Below are 19,138 nucleotides of genomic sequence, written 5' to 3'. Positions count from 1 at the left end.
TCCTCGACACGGACGGAATCGCCGATGCCCTTGGTGAAGCCTTCCTTACGGCGCTCGGTCCGGCAGCCGAGTTCCTGGTAGTAGGCCTCGGCGGCGTCCACCTCGGCGGGGGACTTCACCCGGTAGGAGAAGGCGGCGACCGCGGCCACCGGCCCCTTGCGCAGCACCAGGTTGTGGTGGATAAACTCCTCAAGGGGGCGCAGGTAGATGTTGTTCTCGTCTTCCTCGGTGACGTGCAGGCCGAGGACGTCGACGTAGAACTCACGCGACCTGGCGAGGTCGGTGACCACGATCTCCATGTACGCGCAGCGGACAATGTCCGGAGCCGGGAGCGAGGGGGTGGGAACGAAGTTGGTCATGATGTTCTCTCTTCTTTGAGCGGGAGGGGTTCTTAGCCCTCGTTGGCAGCGGAGTCTTCGACGCTGCCGAACTTCGGGGTGTGAACAGGGCCGAGGGTGATATGCACGGCCTGCTGGTCGGTGTAGAAGTCAATCGAGCGGTAACCGCCCTCATGGCCCAGGCCGGAGGCCTTCACTCCACCGAACGGGGTGCGGAGGTCGCGGACGTTGTGGCTGTTGAGCCACACCATGCCGGCTTCGACGTTCTGGGAGAAGTTGTGGGCGCGGGTCAGGTTCTGCGTCCAGATGTAGGCCGCCAGGCCGTACCTGGTGTTGTTCGCCAGGGCGAGGGCTTCGTCGTCGTTCTCAAACGGGGTGATCGCGACAACGGGACCGAAGATCTCCTCCTGGAAGATCCGTGCCTCAGGCGCGACGTCGGCAAAAACGGTGGGCGCGATGTAGTTGCCCTCCGGGAGGTGTTCGGGGCGGCCGCCACCGGCGAGGAGCCGGCCCTCGGACTTGCCGATCTCCACGTAGGAGGCAACCTTCTCGTAGTGCTCGGGGTGGACCAGTGCGCCGACCTGCGTCTTCGGGTCGTGGGGATCGCCGACGACGATGGTCTTCGCGCGGGCAGCGTACTTCTCGCAGAACTCGTCATAGACGGCCCGCTCCACGAGAATGCGAGAACCCGCGGTGCAGCGCTCGCCGTTGAGGGAGAAGACACCGAAGAGCGCGGAGTCAATCGCGGCGTCGAGGTCCGCATCGGCGAACACCACGCACGGTGACTTCCCGCCGAGTTCCATCGAGAGGCCCTTGAGGTTGGCGGCGGCATTGCGGAAGATCGTCTGGCCGGTGGTGGTCTCGCCGGTGAAGGAGATCAGCGGAACATCCGGGTGCTTCACCAGGGCGTCGCCAGCTTCCTCACCGAGGCCGTTGACCAGGTTGAAGACGCCGTCCGGCAGTCCTGCGTCCTTGAAGATCTGCGCCCACAGGGAAGCGGAGAGCGGCGTGAACTCGGCGGGCTTGAGGACTACCGTGTTGCCGGTCGCCAGTGCCGGCGCGAGCTTCCAGGACTCAAGCATGAACGGTGTGTTCCAGGGCGTGATCAGCCCGGCAACACCGATGGGCTTGCGGTTGACGTAGTTGATCTGGGAGCCGGGGACCTTCATGGCGTCGTCGAACTGGGCCACGATGAGGTCAGCGAAGAAGCGGAAGTTCTCCGCCGCACGCAGGGCCTGGCCCTTCGCCTGGGTGATGGGCAGCCCGGTGTCGAAGGTTTCGAGTTCGGCGAGACGTGATTCCTGCGCCTCGACGGCGTCGGCGATCTTGTTGAGGACGCGGGCACGCTCGCGGGGCTTCATCTTCGGCCATGGGCCGTTGACGAAAGCTTCACGCGCGGCGGTGACTGCCAGATCGATGTCTTCCTTCTGGCCTGCTGCCGCGGTGGCGTAGTTCTTGTTGGACACCGGGTCCAGAACATCGAAGGTCTTGCCGCCGACGGAGTCGACGAACTTCCCGTTGATGTAGTGCTGGATGTGCGTGGGCAGGTCCTTGGGCACGTAGTGGCTGGTTTCAGGGACGGTGGACGTCATTGTTTCTCTTCCTGACTGCTGGGATTCATTCAGTGGTGGCGGGCGCTTGCGCGAGGTAAGCGTCGAGGGTGGCGGCGCGGTGCTGCCGGGCGGCGCGCTCGATGGTGTCGGCGTCGGCATTGGATTCGATGAGCTGAAGCAGGGCTTCGTGTTCGCGCACGGATTCATGGGCGCGTCCGGGGACAAACCGGAAGGTTGAGGACCGCAGCGAAGCCAGCCGGTTCCAGCCGCGGTGGACCAGATCGAGGATGTGCGGATTGGGACACTGTTCGAAGAGGACGTTGTGGAAGTCCTGGTTGAGCGAGGTGAAGCGGACCGGGTCGAAGTGCTCGAGACAGTCCCGCATCTCCTCGTTCACGGCTCGGGCGCGGGCAATGGCCGTGGAGTCGATCAGCGGTGCTGACAGTGCGGTGGCCGCTCCCTCCACGATGCTGAGCGTTTGCATCGTGTAGAGGTACTCCGTCGGGTCGATCCCGGAGACTGTGGCGCCGACGTTGCGCTCGAACTTCACGAGCCCTTCGGCTTCCAGACGCCGGATCGCTTCGCGTACGGGCACCACGCTGAAGCCGAGGTCTTCGGCGATTTTCGCGAGCACCAGACGGTAGCCGGGGGAGAAGGTCCCCTCCACAATGCGCGCTTTGATAGAGGTATAGGCCTGCTCTGACTTGCTGCCCGCCTTGGTCTCGCCGGCTTCCTGCACGACGGCGGAACGTGCGACGGCGGTTTCACTCACCGGCTGCTCCTTCCGCCGAAGCCCACTCCTGGTACTTCGCCTTCCAGTCCGCGTTCATCGGGTAGAGCCCGTCAACGCTGTTGCCCTGCTTGACCATTTCGAAGATGAAGGTCTCCTCCTTCTCCTGCTGGATGCAGTCCTCCACGAGTTCCTCGGCGATGGCGGGCGGGATCACCAGAATGCCGTCGGAGTCGGCCACGATGATGTCGCCGGGCTGCACTGTGGTTCCACCGCACGCGATGGTGATGTCGGTGTCCCACGGGACGTGGCGGCGGCCGAGCACCGCGGGATGGGGGTTGGCAAAGTAGGTGGGCATGTCGAGGTCAGCGACGGCCGAGTAGTCGCGGACACCGCCGTCGGTGATGATCGCGGCCGCTCCCCGGACCTGGGCGCGCATGGCGAGGATGTCACCTATTGTTCCCGTGCCCTTCTCGCCGCGTGCCTCCATGACGAGGATTTCGCCGTCGTTCACTGAATCAATGGCGCGCTTCTGGGCGTTGAATCCGCCGCCGTGGGTCTTGAAGAGGTCTTCCCGATTGGGGACGTAACGCAGGGTGCGTGCCAGGCCGACCACGCGGCGGTCCGGGCGGGTAGCCTGCAGGCCGTCGATGCTGACGTTGTTCAGCCCCCGCTTGCGCAGTTGGGAGGAGAGGGTGGCGGTGGCGACGCTCTCCAGTTTCTTCTTCAGCTCCGGTGACAGTGCCTGCGTGGCGGGCTCCAGGCCGGCGGCCTCACGGGATCCGTAGGCTTCTTCGCGCTGGGAGTCGTCGGTCTTGGGCTGCGCGCCGAAGTCAGCGAACGGCGTCGTTCCCTCCAACACGCGGGTGGTGAGCTTGCCGCTGCTGTAACTGCCGGCGGTGACTTCGATTTCGACGACGTCGCCCGGCTTGGCCACGGACGCGCCCGCCGGCGTGCCGGTGAGGATCATGTCGCCTTCCTCGAGGGTGAGGAGCTGAGACAGGTCAGCGACGAGCTGCGCAAACGGGAAGAGGAGTTCTTCAGTGGTGTCGTCCTGCACGAGTTCACCGTTGTGCCAGGTCTGTACCCGCATCGCCGCGGGATCGACGTCCCCGGCCGGGATCAGCTCCGGCCCGACCGGCGTGAAGCCGTCCCCTCCCTTGGATCGGACGTTTGAGCCCTTGTCCGCGTAGCGCAGATCATAAATCCCGAGGTCATTGCTGGCGGTAACCCAGGCGACATGGCCCCAGGCGTCTTCCAGGCTCACCCGCCGTGCAGGCTTGCCCATGATAAGCGCGATTTCGCCCTCATACCCAAGCAGCTCACACCCGAGGGGACGCTCGATGGTGCCCGGTGCGTCAGCTGATCCCAACGCGAGCGACGACGGCGGCTTCAGGAAGTAGGACGGCTGCTGCGGCGTGCGGCCTCGCTGGGCGGCGCGGCTCGGGTAGTTGATGTGGACGGCGATGACCTTGCGGGTGCGGGCAAGCAATTCTGCACTCGCTGTCCGGGTCTGGGACTCCATGGTCATGCGGTTCTCTCCTCATCGATGAACTCGTTTTACTGATGTACGAAATCGTATACGATGAGTATGGCTTGTGACGCGAAGCACGTCAACCCCTTTCTGGCAAAGCAGAAAGTGTTGTGTTGCGCATCATATCCGTCGTACAGTTTTGACACCGCCATTCGATTATTGAATCACCTGTTCAGATAACGAACAGCCGAAGAGGTGGTCGACCCCGAAAAGTTCCACAAAGATGTGAGTGAGGAAAGCCCGTGCAGTTTCACCATCACGGCTACGTATCCGGTGACCCGCGAATCCAGGCTGCTGCCGGCGTCGGTATCGACAGGCCCGAAGAGCTGCCCGACGAGGTCGACGTCCTGATTGTGGGCAGCGGCCCTGCGGGCATGCTCGCCGCCGCGCAGTTGTCCCAATTTCCGAATATCACCACCCGCATCGTGGAGCGCCGACCTGAGCGGCTCGCCATCGGTCAGGCGGACGGCATCCAGGCGCGAAGCGTTGAGACCTTCCAGGCATTCGGGTTCGCCGAGCGCATCATTGCCGAGGCATACCGGATCACAGAAATGGCCTTCTGGAAGCCGGATCCCGCTGACCCATCCCGCATCATCCGGACCGCCCGGCCGCTCGATGACCCCACCGGGATCAGCGAGTTCCCGCACCTCATCGTGAACCAGGCGCGTGTCCTTGACTACTTCGCCGAGTTCATGGCGAATGCCCCTACGCGGATGAAGCCGGATTACGGGCTGGAATTCCAGAGTCTCGAGGTTTCCGACGAGGGGGAGTATCCCGTCAGCGTCACGCTGCTCCACACGGCCGGGCCGCGCGAGGGGCAGGAACGGACGGTTCGCGCCAAGTACGTGATCGGCGGGGACGGAGCCCGCAGCAAGGTCCGTAAGGCGATCGGGTGCACGCTGGCCGGTGATGCGGCCAACCATGCGTGGGGGGTCATGGATGTCCTCGCTGTCACGGACTTCCCCGATATCCGGCTGAAGTGCGCCATCCAGTCCGGCGAGGGCGGAAGCATCCTGCTCATCCCGCGCGAGGGCGGCCACCTGTTCCGCATGTACGTGGACCTCGGTGAAGTCGAGGCGCACACCAAGGGTGATATCCGCAGCACTACCATCGACGAGATCATCGAGAAGGCCAACGCGATCCTTTCCCCGTACACGCTTGACGTGCGCAACGTTGCATGGCAAAGCGTGTATGAGGTTGGCCACCGCCTCACTGACCGGTTCGACGACGTCCGTCCGGAAGAGTTGGGAACCCGCACCCCGCGCGTCTTCATTACCGGTGACGCGTGCCATACGCACAGTGCGAAGGCCGGCCAGGGGATGAACGTCTCCATGCAGGACGGTTTCAATATCGCCTGGAAGCTCGGCCATGTTTTGGAGGGCCGCAGCCCGGAGAGTCTGCTGTCCACGTACTCCGCTGAACGTCAGGTGGTTGCGAAGAACCTGATCGATTTCGATAAGCAGTGGTCATCACTCATGGCGAAGAAGCCCGAAGAGTTCGAAGACCCCACGGAACTCGAGAACTTCTACGTCCGCACCATGGAGTTTCCCGCGGGGTTCATGACGCAGTACTCCCCGTCAATGATCGTGGGGGAGGCGACGCACCAGGAGCTTGCCACCGGTTTCCCGGTTGGGAAGCGCTTCAAATCGGCGCCCGTCGTCCGGGTCTGCGACACCAACCCGCTTCACCTCGGCCACCACGCGACGGCGGACGGACGCTGGCGGATCTATGTCTTTGCAGATGAGCCGCTGCCGGGCAACCCGTCGAAGGTCACCAACTTCGCTGAGTGGCTGACGAACTCGGCCGAGTCACCGCTGGCCGCACCGCCCGACGGTGCGGATATCGACGCCTGGTTCGACGTCAAGGTGATCTACCAGCAGGATCACCACACCATCGATATCAATGCCGTGCCCGCGGTCTTCAAGCCCGAAGTTGGGCCGTTCAGGCTCAACTATCTGGAGAAGGTCTTCGGCGCTGATCCGGAAGCGGACATCTTCGAAGCTCGTGGTCTGGACCGGGGAGGCGTCGTCGTCGTAGTCCGTCCGGACCAGTACGTGGCCAACGTGCTGCCGCTGACGGCCACGTCAGAACTCGGCGCCTTCTTCGCGGGGATGCGGACAGGGCACGGGCTGGTCAGCAACCAGGCATAGCGGTTCACCAGGTGGCCGGGGAACGAGGGTTCCCCGGCCACTTTTTCGTTTTCTTGGGACGCTGCAGGCCTCTCGAGGGCCGTATGCCGGGACCGGTAACTTCACTGAATCGTCTCCTGTTGTCTAATTGAAAACGATTATCATTACCTATAGTCTTTCTGGTGCCCTTACGGCCAAACACTTCCCCTGATTCAAGGACTGCCCCATGCCCCTACGCCCTTTCATGCTCTCCACTACCGCTGTGGCGGCCATCGTCGCGGCTACGCTCGCCGGTTGTGCCAGCAGTAACCCGGCGTCAGTCAGCGCCCCCGATGCCGGAGCTGGAGACGGGGTGCTCGACGTGATCGGCCCATATGAGGTCCACGGCCTCGACCCCACCACCGCCGAGGGAATCTTCACGCGCCTGCAGGTCGCCGAAACGCTCGTGGATGCGGATGAATCTGGGCAGTTGCGGCCCGGACTTGCGTCTGAGTGGAGTGCATCCGAGGACGGGCTGGAGTGGATATTCACCCTGCGTGAGGGCGCTGTATTCCATGACAGCACACCAGTAGACGCCGAAGCCGTAGTCGCCGCTCTGGAGGCAGCACGTACCTCCGAGGCGAACACCATCGCCGTTGCTCCGATAACCGGGGTACGCGCGCAGGAGGGCGCCGTCGTCATTGCACTGTCCGAACCGTTCGTGCCGCTGCCGGTGGTTCTGGCAGCGACAAGCACACAGATTTTGGCTTCCTCTTCCTACGCCGAGGACGGAACGGTTTCCGAAGTCGTTGGTTCCGGGCCGTACCAGGTGGTCGAGGTGGCACCACCGTCGAGAATTGAGCTGGAAGCCTTCGAGGACTATGACGGGCAAGCTCCGGCGGTGGACCGCGTGATTTACGAGACCGTCGGACGGGCAGAAAACCGCGCCCTGATGGCCGAGAGCGGACAGGCCGACCTTACCTTCGGGATGGATCCGACCAGCCTGCAGCGGGTCGAAGGTAAGTCGGGGTTGCACGTGGAGTCTGCGCTGCTTCCGCGCACCATAGTGCTCAAGCTCAACGCCGAGCACCCAGCCCTTTCAGATCAGCGCGTGCGGCAGGCCCTGTCGATGGCTCTGGACCGCTCGGCGGTGGCTACAGCCGTACTGCGGGATCCCGAGATCAGCGCCACCCAGATGTTCCCTCCTGCCCTTGCGTCGTGGCACAACGAGGGGCTGGACCCGTTGACGTATGACCCTGAGCGGGCAGCCGCGCTACTCGACGAGTCCGGCTGGGTGATGGGCGCCGGCGGCGTGCGCGAGAAGGACGGGCAGCCGTTGCGGGTGGAACTGCTGACGTTCCCCGACCGTCCGGAGCTGCCGACAATGGCAGCCGCTATTCAGGCAGCACTGCTGGAGGTGGGCGTTGACGTTGGGGTGCGGGTAGACAATTCGAGCGAGATTCCAGCCGGCCACGCCAACAACACTCTCGAAATGGCGCTCTTCACCCGCAACTTCGCCCTGGTCCCGGATCCGATTGTCACGCTCCTGAAGGACTACCCGGCTGAAGGCGGCGACTGGGGTTCAATGAACTGGAGCGATCCAGACATGCTCAAGGCCCTGGACCAGTTGGTTACAGACGCAGAGCAAACAGGCTCTGAGGCTGATGGCGCCCGAAAGCAGATTGCGAATACCCTGCAGAAACAGCTGCCGGTTATACCTGTGTCCTGGTACCGCCAGAGCGTGATCGTCAACGAAGCCGTTGAAGGTTTCGTCCTCGATCCACTCGAGCGCAACTGGAACCTGGCCGACGCCTCCATCCAGGACTAGCCATGAGCACCCTTTCAGCCCCTTCGGTGAAACATGTTCCGCCCGGGCGGACTGACCGCGAACACAGCCTGGCAGGAGCCGTTGGCAGGATCCTTGTCCGCCGCGCCGCCCAGGCACTCGGCGTCGCGCTCGCAGTGACTCTCACCTGCTTTGTCATCGTCCAGCACTTGCCCGGCGACATTGCCTTTCGCATTGCCGCCGGCCGCTACGGATACGACAAGGTGGATGCCGCAGCCGCCGCGGAAGTCCGCGCCGACGTCGGTCTTGATGCCCCGGCCTGGCAGCAGCTCGGCGGGTGGATCCTCGACGCTCTTCGCCTGGACTTCGGCACCTCCCTGGTCACCGGCGCCTCAGTCACTGAGGAGCTGACCCACCACTTATCCGCAACCCTGCAATTGGCCGCGGTAGCGCTCATACTCTCGATTACCCTCGGGACGACCATCGGCCTGCTGGCCGCCCGGAGCCGCGGCGGTGTGATCGATCGACTCACCGACGCTTGGGTAGCGCTGGTCAGGGCCCTGCCGCCGTTCGTGTTGGGACTTGTCCTGATCATTGTCTTCTCCGTCCAGCTTGGTTGGGTGCCGGCGGCCGGGCACGGGGAGCGGGGAAACATCGTGCTTCCCGCGCTGACCCTGGCAGTCGGTCTTTCCGGGTTGTTCGCACGCGTAACCAGGGACACCGTGGCGCAAATCCTGGAGTCCGAACACGTGCATTTCGCGCGGACCAAAGGGCTCGCGGGCCACGTTGTGCTGGTCCGCCATGTGTTGCGCAACGCCGGTGTAACGCTGGTGGCCTACATCGGCGTCCAGGTACTGATCCTCGTCGAGGGAGTGGTGGTGGTAGAAAGCCTATTCGCCTGGCCGGGGCTCGGTCACGCCCTCGTGCATGCGGTGTTCTGGCGTGACATCCCGGCCATGCAGGCTACCGTCCTGGCGCTTGCCCTGATCGTCGTCGTCGTTTCGACCATAGTGGACCTGGCCGTTCTTGCACTTGACCCGCGTACCAGGGAAGCCTCATGAGCGCCACACCTCCGAACATCGATAGCGCGAACGCGGAGAGCCCGGTAGCGATTGCGGGTTCCCGGCCAACGCAGTTGTGGGGAATGACCGGACGAGCGGCCAGGCGCACCACCTGGGCACGCCTTGCATCCGCAGGCCTGCTGGCCGCCCTTGTGCTTTTCGCTCTCATTGGCCCGCTCGTCTGGCGCCAATACGCAGGCCAGGACCTGAGCCAATTCCTCCAGCCTCCTTCGCTGACAGAGCCGTTCGGCCATGATCACCTCGGGCGCAGCGTCATCGCACGACTGGCCCACGCCACTCGCCTGTCGCTCGGCCTGGCCATACTTTGTGTGGTCACCGCCGCTGCTTCCGGCGTCGCTCTCGGCTTGCTGGCCGCCTGGCGCCGCGGGTGGGTGGATCAGGCGCTGCTCGGAGTCTCCGAGGTCTTCCTTGCCATACCCGCCCTGCTGATTGTTCTGATTTTCGCAGCTCTTGTTTCCGGGGAGATGTGGACGATCTATGTCGGGATCGCGCTTGCTCAGTGGGTGGAATATTTCAGGGTTGTCCGCGCCCGGTCGGTCAGCGTGCTGACCAGCTCCGCGGTCGAAGCGGCGAACCTGTTGCGGTTGGGTCCGCTGCACGTGCTGCGGCGTCACCTGTGGCCGGAGTTGGCGCCGGTGCTGCTGACCATGGGCTCGCTCGGCATGGCCTCGGCAGTGCTCGCCATGTCCACTCTCAGCTACGTCGGGGTAGGGCTCAAGCCCCCCACCGCTGAGCTGGGACTCCTTATCACCGAATCCCTGCCCTACTACTACGAGGCACCCTGGATGGTGATGGCGCCCGTCGCGGTGCTGCTCCTACTGCTCGTAGGACTGCTCGGGCTGCGCTCCCAGGAGGGTCACCGATGACCATCGAACTGCTCGACGTCCGGGTTACGCATGAAGGCCGCACCCTCGTCGATGTGCCCCGACTCAACCTTGAACCCGGCCGGGCGGTGACGATCGTCGGCGAAAGCGGGAGCGGCAAGTCCCTCCTTGCCCATGCACTGATGGGTAGCCTTCCCCGGAGCCTGCGGGCCGAGGGAGAGATCCTGTTTGGCGCGGACCGTTCTTCCCTGTCCGACGCCGGTGCCAGGCGCAAACGTTGGGGTCACCGGCTGGCCTTGCTTCCGCAGGAGCCTGTGCTGGCTCTGGATCCCACCATGCGAGTTGCCCAGCAGGTAGCAGAAGGCCATCCAAGCTTCTTCCGAGGGCGGCGGGGATGCCTGAACGCGTTGCAACAGGCGAGCGGTCACCTTGCTGGACTGGGCCTTCACGGAGTGCACCATACCTACCCGCACACGCTTTCCGGAGGAATGGCGCAACGGGTGGCATTCGCGGCAGCAACGATCGGCGGGGCGCAGGTTCTCATCGCGGACGAGCCGTCAAAAGGGTTGGACCCGGTTGCGCGGGACTCCCTGGCGAGGTTGCTCGCGCAGCATGTCGAACAGGGTGGATCGCTTCTGACGATCACACATGACCTGGACCTGGCGAGGGCTTTGGGTGGAGATCTGCTGGTCATGCAGCGGGCAAGCATCGTCGAACAGGGCCCCGCCGAGCGCGTGCTTGCTGCCCCCACGCACCCGTGGACGCGACGGTTGCTTGCTGCGGAGCCGAGCCGATGGGATCCGTCGTGGCGCACACCGGACACGAATAGTGCGCGCGTAACACCGCTCATCGAAGCCAGTGGACTGAGCAAGGCGTACGGGGGCAGTCAACTCTTCACTGGATTGAACGTGAGCATCGGCTCGGGGGAGCGGCTGTCGCTCACCGGTCCGAGTGGCTGCGGCAAGACCACGCTGGGCGGGATCCTTCTGAAACTTGTGCGCCCTGACGCCGGAGAAGTGCGCCACCATGACGGTCTGACCAATGGCCAGTTGCAGAAGCTCTACCAGGATCCGACTGTTGCCTTCCCTGCTCGCGTGCCGATCCGGGCGGGTCTTCGCGATGTAATCCATCGTCATCGGGTCGGACCGAACCGGGTCAGTGTGCTGATGGATCGCCTGCGGCTGGAATCCTCGTTGCTGGACCGACGTCCGGGTGAGGTGTCCGGCGGGGAGCTTCAACGGCTCGCGATCATCCGCGCCATGCTCCTGGAGCCGAAGGTGATCTTTGCGGACGAACCCACCTCACGTCTCGATCTGCTCACCCAGCAGGAAACAATGGACTGTCTCATGGATCAGGTCACTGAGCAGGACTCGGCGCTTGTTCTGGTGACACACGACGTCGGTCTCGCCACCGCGGTGACGGACCGCCGTCTGTCGCTGGGGAACGCCGGTGACGCCGCCTCGGTCGTGCCGGCGAGCGTTCGCTGACGGCGGCGAGGTTCGCGATGACTATGAGCGCAATTCCCAACACCTCAGTGGGGTTCAGCAGCTGCTTCAGGGCGACTACTCCGATGATTGCCGCGAATACGGGGTTAATGCTCATAAGAATCCCGAAGAGGTTTGCGGGGATACGCCGGAGTGCCAGGAGATCCGCAACATAGGGAACGACCGAGGAAAGGATTCCGGCGGCAACCGCATAGAGCAGAACGGTGGCACTGGGCCGGGCCTCCAGAATGATGAGGCAGGCGATGGGAGCAAAGGCCAGCGCAGACAGCCCGGCGGCGACGGCTGTTCCTTCGACGCCGGGCACACGCGTTCCCACCGTCCGGTTGAGCAGGATGTAAGCAGCCCACGACAACGCCGCGAGCAGTGCATAGCCGATGCCGACGTAATCGGAAGTCGCTTCCGGTTGGGCGATCGCGACGACGCCGGCCGCAGCGATAGCGCCGCAGGCCGCACTCCTCCTGCTGCGGCGCGTGAAGATCGCGACTGCAAGGGGGCCCAGAAACTCCAGCGTCACGGCGAGTCCCAAGCCGATACGTTCCACGGCCGAGTAGAGCCCAAGATTCATCGTTCCAAAGACAATGGCGAGGAGGATGATCGGCCACCATTGTGCCCGGGTGAGTTCCCGGATGCGGGGCCGGACAAGCGGGAGCAGAACGGCGGCCGCAATGAGCTGGCGTATAGCGACAACGCCGACAGATCCGAGGACGGGGAATGCTAGCGATCCGGTGGCGGCACCGAGTTGGTTCGATGCGGCGCTGCCCGCGAGCGTGGTGATCCCTGCGGCTCTGCCCTTGCCGGACTGCATGTTCATGGAGAAATCGTGGGCCACCCTCCGGCTATGCTCACAATTCACTTCACGCTCTATTGATGCGTGAACTGCATCAATAGACTGCTGTCATGAACATCGAGCTGCGCCAGTTGCGATCCTTCCTGGCTGTGATTGAAGCCGGCAGCTTTACGGACGCTGCGATCGACCTTGGCATCTCACAAACAACAGTGACGCGGAATGTCGCAGCGTTGGAGGCAGCTCTCGGGGTCCGGCTTCTACAGCGCACCACCAGATGGGTAGACCTCACTGCTGCGGGAGAACTTGCGGTGAGGCATGCTCGCCGGGCGCTTGACGCCGTGGATGACCTTCAGGAGGAAATTCTCACGGGGAGCCGGGTGGTGCGAATCGGTTATCCCTGGTCCGCATTGGGCCAGCACACAGCCGAATTCCAGCACAGATGGCCCGCGTCCTTCCCGAACATGACACTGCAACTGGTCAAGACGAACACGCCCACCGCCGGTCTGGCCGAAGGAAAGACGGACCTCGGCATTCTGCGTTACTGCCCGGATTCGAAGGCACTGCGTTATGCAGTCGTCGGTGAAGAGGCACGGTATTGCGCCATGGTCAGTGGCGACCCGCTCGCCCGGCGGAAAAGTGTCACGCTCGCTCAGGCGGCGACGCTGCCGCTCGCTGTGGACCTGCGCACCGGCAGCACCCGGTTATCGTTGTGGCCGCAGGACGCCCAGCCGAAGATCATTCAAACTGACGACGTCGACGACTGGCTCACAGCCATCGGATCCGGCAGCGCCCGCGGGGTCACGGCTGCATCCACGACACATCAATACCGCCGCCCGGGTATCGTCTACCGACCCATCAGGGACGCGCCGCCGGTGCTTGTCTACGCTGCCTGGGTTGCGTCGGATCCACCTGCCGGCTGCGAGAAGATCGTCGCTCTCATGGCAACCCTCTACGGGTACAACCCCGAAGGATGAGGGCACAACGCCATACGGCGCGTACCTAGTAGCTGATTGCCTGGGGGGCTCCGAGGTGCTTGAGGCCCTCGACGCCGAACTCAAGGCCGTAACCGGATGTTTTCATTCCTCCGAAGGGGACGCGTGGGTCAACTGTCCCGTGCTTGTTGGTCCAGACAGTGCCGGCCTCAATGCGGGCAGCCACCTTGAGTGCCGACTCTATGTTCGAGGACCAGACGGAAGCGCCGAGACCGACGTCCAATCCGTTCGCCATCGCGACCGCCTCATCCACGCTGGAGTACTTGATGGTTCAGGACGACGGTTTTGCCCATGCCTCGAGGACCGCTGATGAGCATGGTTCGACCTGGGGATCCGGGCCCTTCGTCCAGAGCGATCTGGAATTCCTCGATCACATCAGTTCGTCCGGCCAGGACGGTGGGGACGCTCCGAACGCGGGGCGGAAGGGGTTCCTTGGTAGCTCGGTGTCCATGACATCCTTTATAAGTTTTATACAGGTAGCAACCGTTTATAAAGTTTATACAGCGCGAAGGTCTTTGCACCTTTTATAAGCGGCCTGCTATTCATGGTCCTCATCCAGGTCCACACCGCCATAACCCTGCCCACCCGAACGACGACCGTCAGCGCGAAGGGTCGATCATCGTCATGCCGGCGGGTTTGGCCCTGTCGAACCCTGGCAACAGGGAAGCCGCCTCCGCGAGTCCAATTGTGCGCTCGATCAGCAGATCGGGCAGCAGAGACCCCTGCTCGATGAGCGCCATCATTCCCGGGTAGTCTGCTGCCGCCATGCCGTGGCTGCCCAGTACATCGAGTTCCCACGCAATCACCCGGTCCATCGGCATCCGAGGATGGCCATCGACCGGCGGCAGCAGCCCAATCTGCAGATGCCGCCCCCGGCGCCGAAGGCTCAGTAGCGCGTCGGCGGACGTCTGCTCGCTGCCGACCGCGTCGACGGCGACGTGACTGCCGCCGTCGGTAATGTCCATGACGGCAGCAGGAATGTCCGTGGCGCCGTCGGCCGGTAGCGTGTGTTCCGCACCGAGCCGTGCCGCCGCTGCCAGCGCTTCCGAGTTCCGGTCCACGGCTATGACCCGGGCGCCCATGGCGTGGGCGATCATCACAGCGCTCAGTCCTACACCCCCGGCGCCGACAACGGTCACCCACTCGCCCTGAACGACTTGTGCGCGGCCGATCAGCGCTCGGTAGGCGGTGGCGAACCGGCAGCCCAGGCTGGCCGCCGTCGCGAAGTCGACCGCCTCAGGAATAGCCACCAGATTGGTGTCGGCAGCGTGCAGGGCGACGTACTCGGCAAACGATCCCCAGTGCGTGAAACCGGGCTGCTGCTGATTCGGGCAGACCTGCGCATTTCCGGCCAGGCACCATTCACACTCACCGCAACCGCACACGAAGGGCACGGTCACCCGGTCACCGGTCTGCCAGCGCACGACGTCGGCTCCCACCTCCGTGACGACGCCGGCGAGTTCGTGGCCGGGTATGTGGGGGAAGGCGATGTCGTCGTGCCCGGCCCAGGCGTGCCAATCGCTGCGGCATAAACCCGTCGCCATAACCTTGACCACGACGCCGCCCGGCGCCGCCGTCGGTTGGGGTACTTCCCGGATCTCTGGCGTTCCCTGAGCCTGATCCAGAACTACTGCGCGCATTGCTGGAGTCTAAGCTGTTGCGAAGCTACGGACCATGTCCGTGAGTCTGGTGCTAAGCAGATTCAGTGGTTGATGGGAACGCGCTGACGGCGCCGCAACCACAGTTCCGCGGCCAGAGCGTGGAGGCTCAATCCCAACCAGAATGCCGGCACGAAGGCGTCCTGGAGTGTCATCCCGCCCAAGCCCACGAAAAGCCCAATCCACACCCGGATGGTGCCCACTCCCAAACCGACAGCGAAGGCACGGATCATCCACCGGCGGTGATCTTCGATCCTGCGACTACGGATGGCTCGGTAGGCAAGGCCGAGGGCGATCAGGAAATAAGTGCCGAAGACCGCGGTCGCCACGGACTGCCAGAAGCCTCCGTACGAGAAGGGAATCCCAAAGGCCAGGGCGAAGACGCCGCTGACCGCCCCCGCTGTGAGGACCACCCGACCATCCGCCGGTGCAGACGGAGATGTCGGTTGCGGAATCCGCGAGAAAGCTGGAACGGGGTGCCCACGAGGTACAGCACACCCGGCACGATGTGCAGGTAGGCCAACCACGGATGACCCACGTAGCGTTCTTCGAAGGAACCTGATTGGGCCGGGCGGCCGAGCACAATCATGGGCAGATCGGTGGCAACGCGGATTCCCGCGAACACCAACACGATCGCTATCAGAAAAGCCATTAGGGACCAGACTGCGATCCGACCCAAGGACGCGCCCACCGCTCCAGTTTAGCTGTCGGACCCTGTAGTCGGGATACCGGCAGCTGGTTCATGTTATTGGAATGTGATTGTAATTGCAAGATTGCATTACTTCTCATTTTCGGTAAGCTACAAATTCCTTGAAGCGGTCCGTGCCTTTGGAGGAGTTGTGATGAATAGCAAATTCAGATTGACGCCGAGCGACCAGTTCCCAGAGGATCTGGAGGGCTTGGGAGACGAGGCCCTGCACGTTCTGCACAGCAGGCTGCGGCGCCAGATGGACGCGGAATACTCCGCAGGGTGGTTTCCATCCGAGACCGAGGTGCGCCTTGACGAGGTTCGGGTAGAACTGGATCGCCGCGAAAACGGGGAGCCTTCCCGCATCGAGTGGAACCGGCGGGCAGATGTCCGGAAGGCAAGCTGACCACAAGAAAGCGCTTGGCAACAGTTTGCTAAGGCTTTGAATCATGGTTGCCAGGGGGAAGCAGCCCAGACAAATAGCGGCGCCGCTCAAGGGGCGGCAGTGGGGATGATTATGGATCTTGCCCAATGGCCAACTAACCGACTTCTGAATACCGCTGCACGACTGACTGAAAATACCGAAAGCGATAACTTTCGCAGCCTGGGTATCACGCAGGCCGGGTTCACCGTGCTTCGGCTCTTGTCTCAAAGGCGCACTATGAGTCAGGCCGAGCTCGGACGGAAGCTTCGTGTTCGTCCGGAAACCCTCGGCAAGGTGATTGACCGGCTTGGAAGAAGTGCGTTGCTCGTCCAGAGCGGAAGCGCCGCCAGCGAACGTGACGTCCGGTTGATAATCACGCAGGAGGGGCGCAAAGTGCTGGACCGCGCCTACGCACTTGAAGAGGAACAAGAGCGCACTTTGGGATCGGATGAACAGCTTCGCGCTGAACTCATCAACCGGATCAGGGCTCTCGGTCTGGACAGCGAAGCGGGGAGCGCACGCCCGTCCTTGAAACTGGTGCCCAGGGGCGGCCCCGAAGACGGTGACGCTTCTTCCTCATCGGCGACCGGCTGACCGGTCCTCGTGTTCGGATAGCGCTTCGGCCATCCGATAGCGGCGGAACGCTATCGGATGGCCGAACTGCTATTACTTGGCGGGAGCGGTCTCTCCCGGAACTAGACCGCCGGTCCGCCTACCAGAATCCAGAGAAGGAAAGTCAGGACGAACCCGGCGACACCCAGGATGGTGGTCAGCACCGTCCAGGTCCGCAGCCCGTCCGCAACGGAGAGTCCGAGGAAGCGGGTGACAATCCAGAAGCCCGAGTCATTCACGTGGCTGAGGCCGAAGGCGCCGAAACCGATCGCGATGAGGATGAGCGCGGTCTGCACGGGGGAGTAACCACCGGCGGCCACCGAAGCGGCCAGGAGGCCCGCCGTCGTAATGATGGCTACGGTCGCGGAGCCCTGCGAGGCACGCAGCACCGCGGCGAGAAGGAACGCCATGACGATCACCGGAAGGCCGATCGCGGCAAGTCCCTCAGCCAGCGCGGTTCCGATGCCGGAGACGGTGAGCACCTTGCCGAAGACGCCGCCTGCGCCGGTGACCAGGATGACGATGGCGGTGGGGGCCAAAGCGGAGTCCATGACTTCACCGGTCTGCTGGGAAGACCAGCCGCGACGGATACCCAGGAAGTAGTAGGCGAGGCCAAGAGCGGTGAGCAACGCGATCAGGGGCGAACCGACAAAGCTGGCGAGGTCGCGGCCGAACGTCTCCTCGGGCAGGATGACGGCGCCGACGGTACCGATCATGATCATCAGGATGGGGAGCACGATCAGGGAGATGATCATCGCAGGGCTGGGTGCGGTGCGAACCTTCGTGTCCACGGCGGTGCTGCCGCCGGTGCCGCCAGCGCCGGCGTCGCGCTCGACGTCGGACTTGCCGCTACCGAAGAGCCGGAACTGCTCAGCGGTGGCGGGGAGCATGTCGTATTCGCGGCGGTTCAGCTTCTGCGCGACGAAGTAGCCCAGAATGCCGACGGGGATGCAGAGCAGCAGGCCGAGGATGGTGGTCCATCCGATGTCGGCGCCGAGGATTCCGGCTCCGCCCACAACGCCCGGGTGCGGCGGAACAACCACGTGGATGGCGAGCATGATCGCGCCCACCGGAAGTCCTACCTTGACGGGGTTGACGCCGGCGGCCTTCGCGAATCCGTAGATGATGGGGACGAGGATGATGAATCCGACGTCGAAGAAGACCGGGATCGCCAGCAGGAACGCCGCCGAGGTCAGGGCAGCGACCACGCGGCGTGGGCCGAGCACCTGGGTGAACTTGCCAGCCAGCGCCTGGGCGCCTCCGGAAATCTCGATCATCTTGCCGAGCATCGCGCCGAGGCCCACGAGGATGGCGACGTTGCCGAGCGTCCCGCCCATGCCTTCAGTGACGGTACTGACGATCTCCCCGAGCGGAATGCCGGCGGTCAGCGCAACGCCCACGCTCACCACGAGCAGGGCGAGGAACGCTGGAATCTTGAACTTGATGACGGCCACCAGCAGCAGGGCAACGCCTGCTGCTGCGATGGCCAGAAGAGCGAGGGGGCTCATGGGTGTGTCTCCTATGACAAAGGAGCCTCGAGTCGAGGCTGCCAACAAAATAACGACGACGGCGGGAGCCGCCTGACCCTGCGAACGGGAAAGTCAGGCGTTGCGCCTGGTGGGGGCAACGACACGGATGACGGCGGAATCGTCCGCAGCGGCAAGGCCCTGCGCCTGGCCGAGGAGGTACAGCTGTTCGGCGGCTGCAGCGACCGGCGTGGCAAGTCCGGCGTCCCGGGTGGCCTTGCCGACGATCCCCATGTCCTTGACGAAGATGTCGAGCCGGCTGAGAACTTCGGCGCCGTCTTCGCTGTACGCCTCGAGGATGCGCGGCCCGCGGTTGGAAAGCATGAAGGAACCGGCGGCTCCGGCCTCAAGGGCGGCGAGGGTCTTCTTCTGGTCGAGGCCGAGCGCATCGGCCAGCGCCATCGCTTCGGCGGCGGCCGCGATGTGGACTCCGCACAGCAACTGGTTCACCGTCTTGAGCGCCTGGCCGTCACCGGGCTTGTCGCCGACGATGCTCAGCGTGGAGGCCAGCAGCTCGAGCACCGGGCGGGCAGCCTCCACGGCGGAAGGCTCGGCACCGACGACGATGAGCAGGTCGCCCTCACCGGCGCGCTTCGGACCGCCGGACAGCGGGGCGTCGACCAGGGTCACACCGTACTCCGCGAGCCGTGCAACGGTGCCGGCGATCGCTTCGGTGCCGACGGTGCTGGTGAGGATGACGACGGCGCCGGGCTTCAGCGCGGCGGCCACGCCGTTCTCTCCGAACAGAACGTCAGTAAGCTGCTCGCCGTTTCGGACTGCCAACAGCAGGGCGTCGGCGCCATGGGTCGCGTCGCGGCCGGAGGTGAAGGTGCGCACACCGGCGTCGTTCGCCAGCTTCAGCCGCTCCTCGGCGATGTCGAAGCCGTGGACGGTCAGTTTGGTCGCGAGGCGCGAAGCCATCGGCAGGCCCATCGCGCCGAGGCCGAGGACGGTGACTTGGTAATCGGTGCTGCTCATCTGTATCTCCATT

The 19,138-nt window shown here is 64.0% G+C and carries 16 protein-coding genes and 2 pseudogenes; 8 read left to right on the top strand and 10 right to left on the bottom strand.

From position 1 onward, the window contains the following. From AC4D1W_RS16285 to AC4D1W_RS16270, 4 genes are all read right to left on the bottom strand, one after another. Window positions 1–359 (bottom strand): VOC family protein (locus AC4D1W_RS16285; protein WP_490899436.1); only part of this gene is annotated, 359 nt, incomplete at its 3' end. A 32-nt stretch (window positions 360–391) separates the two neighbouring features. Continuing rightward, a complete protein-coding gene (gene hpaE, locus AC4D1W_RS16280) occupies window positions 392–1,930 on the bottom strand; it encodes a 5-carboxymethyl-2-hydroxymuconate semialdehyde dehydrogenase (protein ID WP_490899434.1) in 1,539 nt (512 codons plus the stop codon). A gap of 25 nt (window positions 1,931–1,955) precedes the next feature. Further along, on the bottom strand, window positions 1,956–2,663 hold the full coding sequence (locus AC4D1W_RS16275) for a GntR family transcriptional regulator (protein WP_490892696.1): 708 nt from the start codon (window positions 2,661–2,663) through the stop codon (window positions 1,956–1,958). After that, window positions 2,656–4,152 carry a fumarylacetoacetate hydrolase family protein gene (locus AC4D1W_RS16270; RefSeq protein ID WP_490899433.1) on the bottom strand — a complete coding sequence of 499 codons (1,497 nt, stop codon included), beginning with the start codon at window positions 4,150–4,152 and terminating at the stop codon, window positions 2,656–2,658. The genes AC4D1W_RS16275 and AC4D1W_RS16270 overlap by 8 nt, the downstream gene beginning before the upstream one ends. Window positions 4,153–4,397: 245 nt before the next feature. Between AC4D1W_RS16270 and AC4D1W_RS16265 the strand changes: the two genes are divergently transcribed. The 5 genes and pseudogenes from AC4D1W_RS16265 to AC4D1W_RS16245 all read left to right on the top strand — a co-directional run. Continuing rightward, window positions 4,398–6,305, top strand: coding sequence for an FAD-binding monooxygenase (locus tag AC4D1W_RS16265; protein WP_490899432.1), 1,908 nt, complete (start codon window positions 4,398–4,400; stop codon window positions 6,303–6,305). 205 nt (window positions 6,306–6,510) lie between these two features. Further along, a complete protein-coding gene (locus AC4D1W_RS16260; protein ID WP_490899431.1) occupies window positions 6,511–8,091 on the top strand; it encodes an ABC transporter substrate-binding protein in 1,581 nt (526 codons plus the stop codon). Window positions 8,092–8,093: 2 nt separating this feature from the next. Continuing rightward, window positions 8,094–9,110 carry an ABC transporter permease gene (locus tag AC4D1W_RS16255; RefSeq protein ID WP_490899430.1) on the top strand — a complete coding sequence of 339 codons (1,017 nt, stop codon included), beginning with the start codon at window positions 8,094–8,096 and terminating at the stop codon, window positions 9,108–9,110. Further along, window positions 9,107–9,997 (top strand): ABC transporter permease, encoded by an 891-nt coding sequence (locus AC4D1W_RS16250; protein ID WP_490899429.1) that lies wholly within the window; start codon window positions 9,107–9,109, stop codon window positions 9,995–9,997. Before AC4D1W_RS16255 ends, AC4D1W_RS16250 begins: the two co-directional genes overlap by 4 nt. Then, window positions 9,994–11,247 (top strand): annotated as a pseudogene (locus AC4D1W_RS16245) (ABC transporter ATP-binding protein); the annotation flags it as partial. The gene AC4D1W_RS16250 and the pseudogene AC4D1W_RS16245, both read left to right, overlap by 4 nt. A gap of 64 nt (window positions 11,248–11,311) precedes the next feature. On the opposite strand, the gene AC4D1W_RS16240 reads toward AC4D1W_RS16245, so the two are convergent. Next, window positions 11,312–12,271: an EamA family transporter gene (locus tag AC4D1W_RS16240; RefSeq protein ID WP_490899428.1), complete on the bottom strand. Its 960-nt coding sequence runs from the start codon at window positions 12,269–12,271 to the stop codon at window positions 11,312–11,314. Window positions 12,272–12,357: 86 nt separating this feature from the next. Between AC4D1W_RS16240 and AC4D1W_RS16235 the strand changes: the two genes are divergently transcribed. Further along, a complete protein-coding gene (locus AC4D1W_RS16235; protein ID WP_490892703.1) occupies window positions 12,358–13,221 on the top strand; it encodes a LysR family transcriptional regulator in 864 nt (287 codons plus the stop codon). A 25-nt stretch (window positions 13,222–13,246) separates the two neighbouring features. Here AC4D1W_RS16235 and AC4D1W_RS16230 read toward each other — a convergent pair. From AC4D1W_RS16230 to AC4D1W_RS16220, 3 genes and pseudogenes are all read right to left on the bottom strand, one after another. Continuing rightward, window positions 13,247–13,507 (bottom strand): annotated as a pseudogene (locus AC4D1W_RS16230) (aldehyde dehydrogenase family protein); the annotation flags it as partial. 331 nt (window positions 13,508–13,838) lie between these two features. Further along, complete coding sequence (locus AC4D1W_RS16225) at window positions 13,839–14,879, bottom strand: zinc-dependent alcohol dehydrogenase family protein (protein ID WP_490899427.1); 1,041 nt, start codon at window positions 14,877–14,879, stop codon at window positions 13,839–13,841. 62 nt (window positions 14,880–14,941) lie between these two features. Next, entirely contained in the window at window positions 14,942–15,310 is a 369-nt protein-coding gene (locus tag AC4D1W_RS16220) for a DUF2306 domain-containing protein (protein WP_490899426.1), read from the bottom strand. Window positions 15,311–15,739: 429 nt separating this feature from the next. Here AC4D1W_RS16220 and AC4D1W_RS16215 point away from each other — a divergent pair, with 429 nt between their 5' ends. Next, window positions 15,740–15,991 carry a hypothetical protein gene (locus AC4D1W_RS16215; RefSeq protein WP_490892705.1) on the top strand — a complete coding sequence of 84 codons (252 nt, stop codon included), beginning with the start codon at window positions 15,740–15,742 and terminating at the stop codon, window positions 15,989–15,991. A 105-nt stretch (window positions 15,992–16,096) separates the two neighbouring features. After that, the gene (locus AC4D1W_RS16210; RefSeq protein WP_490899439.1) at window positions 16,097–16,603 is read left to right on the top strand and encodes a MarR family transcriptional regulator; all 507 of its coding nucleotides are present in this window, start codon (window positions 16,097–16,099) and stop codon (window positions 16,601–16,603) included. A gap of 101 nt (window positions 16,604–16,704) precedes the next feature. Here AC4D1W_RS16210 and AC4D1W_RS16205 read toward each other — a convergent pair whose 3' ends face one another. Both AC4D1W_RS16205 and AC4D1W_RS16200 read right to left on the bottom strand, forming a co-directional pair. Then, on the bottom strand, window positions 16,705–18,129 hold the full coding sequence (locus AC4D1W_RS16205) for a GntP family transporter (RefSeq protein WP_490892707.1): 1,425 nt from the start codon (window positions 18,127–18,129) through the stop codon (window positions 16,705–16,707). 93 nt (window positions 18,130–18,222) lie between these two features. Continuing rightward, window positions 18,223–19,125, bottom strand: a complete 903-nt coding sequence (locus AC4D1W_RS16200; protein ID WP_490892708.1) for an NAD(P)-dependent oxidoreductase — start codon at window positions 19,123–19,125, stop codon at window positions 18,223–18,225. Window positions 19,126–19,138 lie beyond the last annotated feature (13 nt).

It is taken from the genome of Arthrobacter sp. TJ-170, assembly GCF_058269305.1.
The sequence above is the reverse complement of the archived record's forward strand: the minus strand, read 5'-3'. Positions and strand labels throughout refer to the sequence as shown.

Bases quoted from the DNA above. Each gene is read 5' to 3' on its own strand.
- hpaE (WP_490899434.1), bottom strand. From the start codon at position 1,930: ATGACGTCCACCGTCCCTGAAACCAGCCACTACGTGCCCAAGGACCTG.
- AC4D1W_RS16270 (WP_490899433.1), bottom strand. From the start codon at position 4,152: ATGACCATGGAGTCCCAGACCCGGACAGCGAGTGCAGAATTGCTTGCC.
- AC4D1W_RS16260 (WP_490899431.1), top strand. From the start codon at position 6,511: ATGCCCCTACGCCCTTTCATGCTCTCCACTACCGCTGTGGCGGCCATC.
- AC4D1W_RS16255 (WP_490899430.1), top strand. From the start codon at position 8,094: ATGAGCACCCTTTCAGCCCCTTCGGTGAAACATGTTCCGCCCGGGCGG.
- AC4D1W_RS16250 (WP_490899429.1), top strand. From the start codon at position 9,107: ATGAGCGCCACACCTCCGAACATCGATAGCGCGAACGCGGAGAGCCCG.
- AC4D1W_RS16240 (WP_490899428.1), bottom strand. From the start codon at position 12,271: ATGAACATGCAGTCCGGCAAGGGCAGAGCCGCAGGGATCACCACGCTC.
- AC4D1W_RS16235 (WP_490892703.1), top strand. From the start codon at position 12,358: ATGAACATCGAGCTGCGCCAGTTGCGATCCTTCCTGGCTGTGATTGAA.
- AC4D1W_RS16225 (WP_490899427.1), bottom strand. From the start codon at position 14,879: ATGCGCGCAGTAGTTCTGGATCAGGCTCAGGGAACGCCAGAGATCCGG.
- AC4D1W_RS16215 (WP_490892705.1), top strand. From the start codon at position 15,740: ATGAATAGCAAATTCAGATTGACGCCGAGCGACCAGTTCCCAGAGGAT.
- AC4D1W_RS16210 (WP_490899439.1), top strand. From the start codon at position 16,097: ATGATTATGGATCTTGCCCAATGGCCAACTAACCGACTTCTGAATACC.
- AC4D1W_RS16205 (WP_490892707.1), bottom strand. From the start codon at position 18,129: ATGAGCCCCCTCGCTCTTCTGGCCATCGCAGCAGCAGGCGTTGCCCTG.
- AC4D1W_RS16200 (WP_490892708.1), bottom strand. From the start codon at position 19,125: ATGAGCAGCACCGATTACCAAGTCACCGTCCTCGGCCTCGGCGCGATG.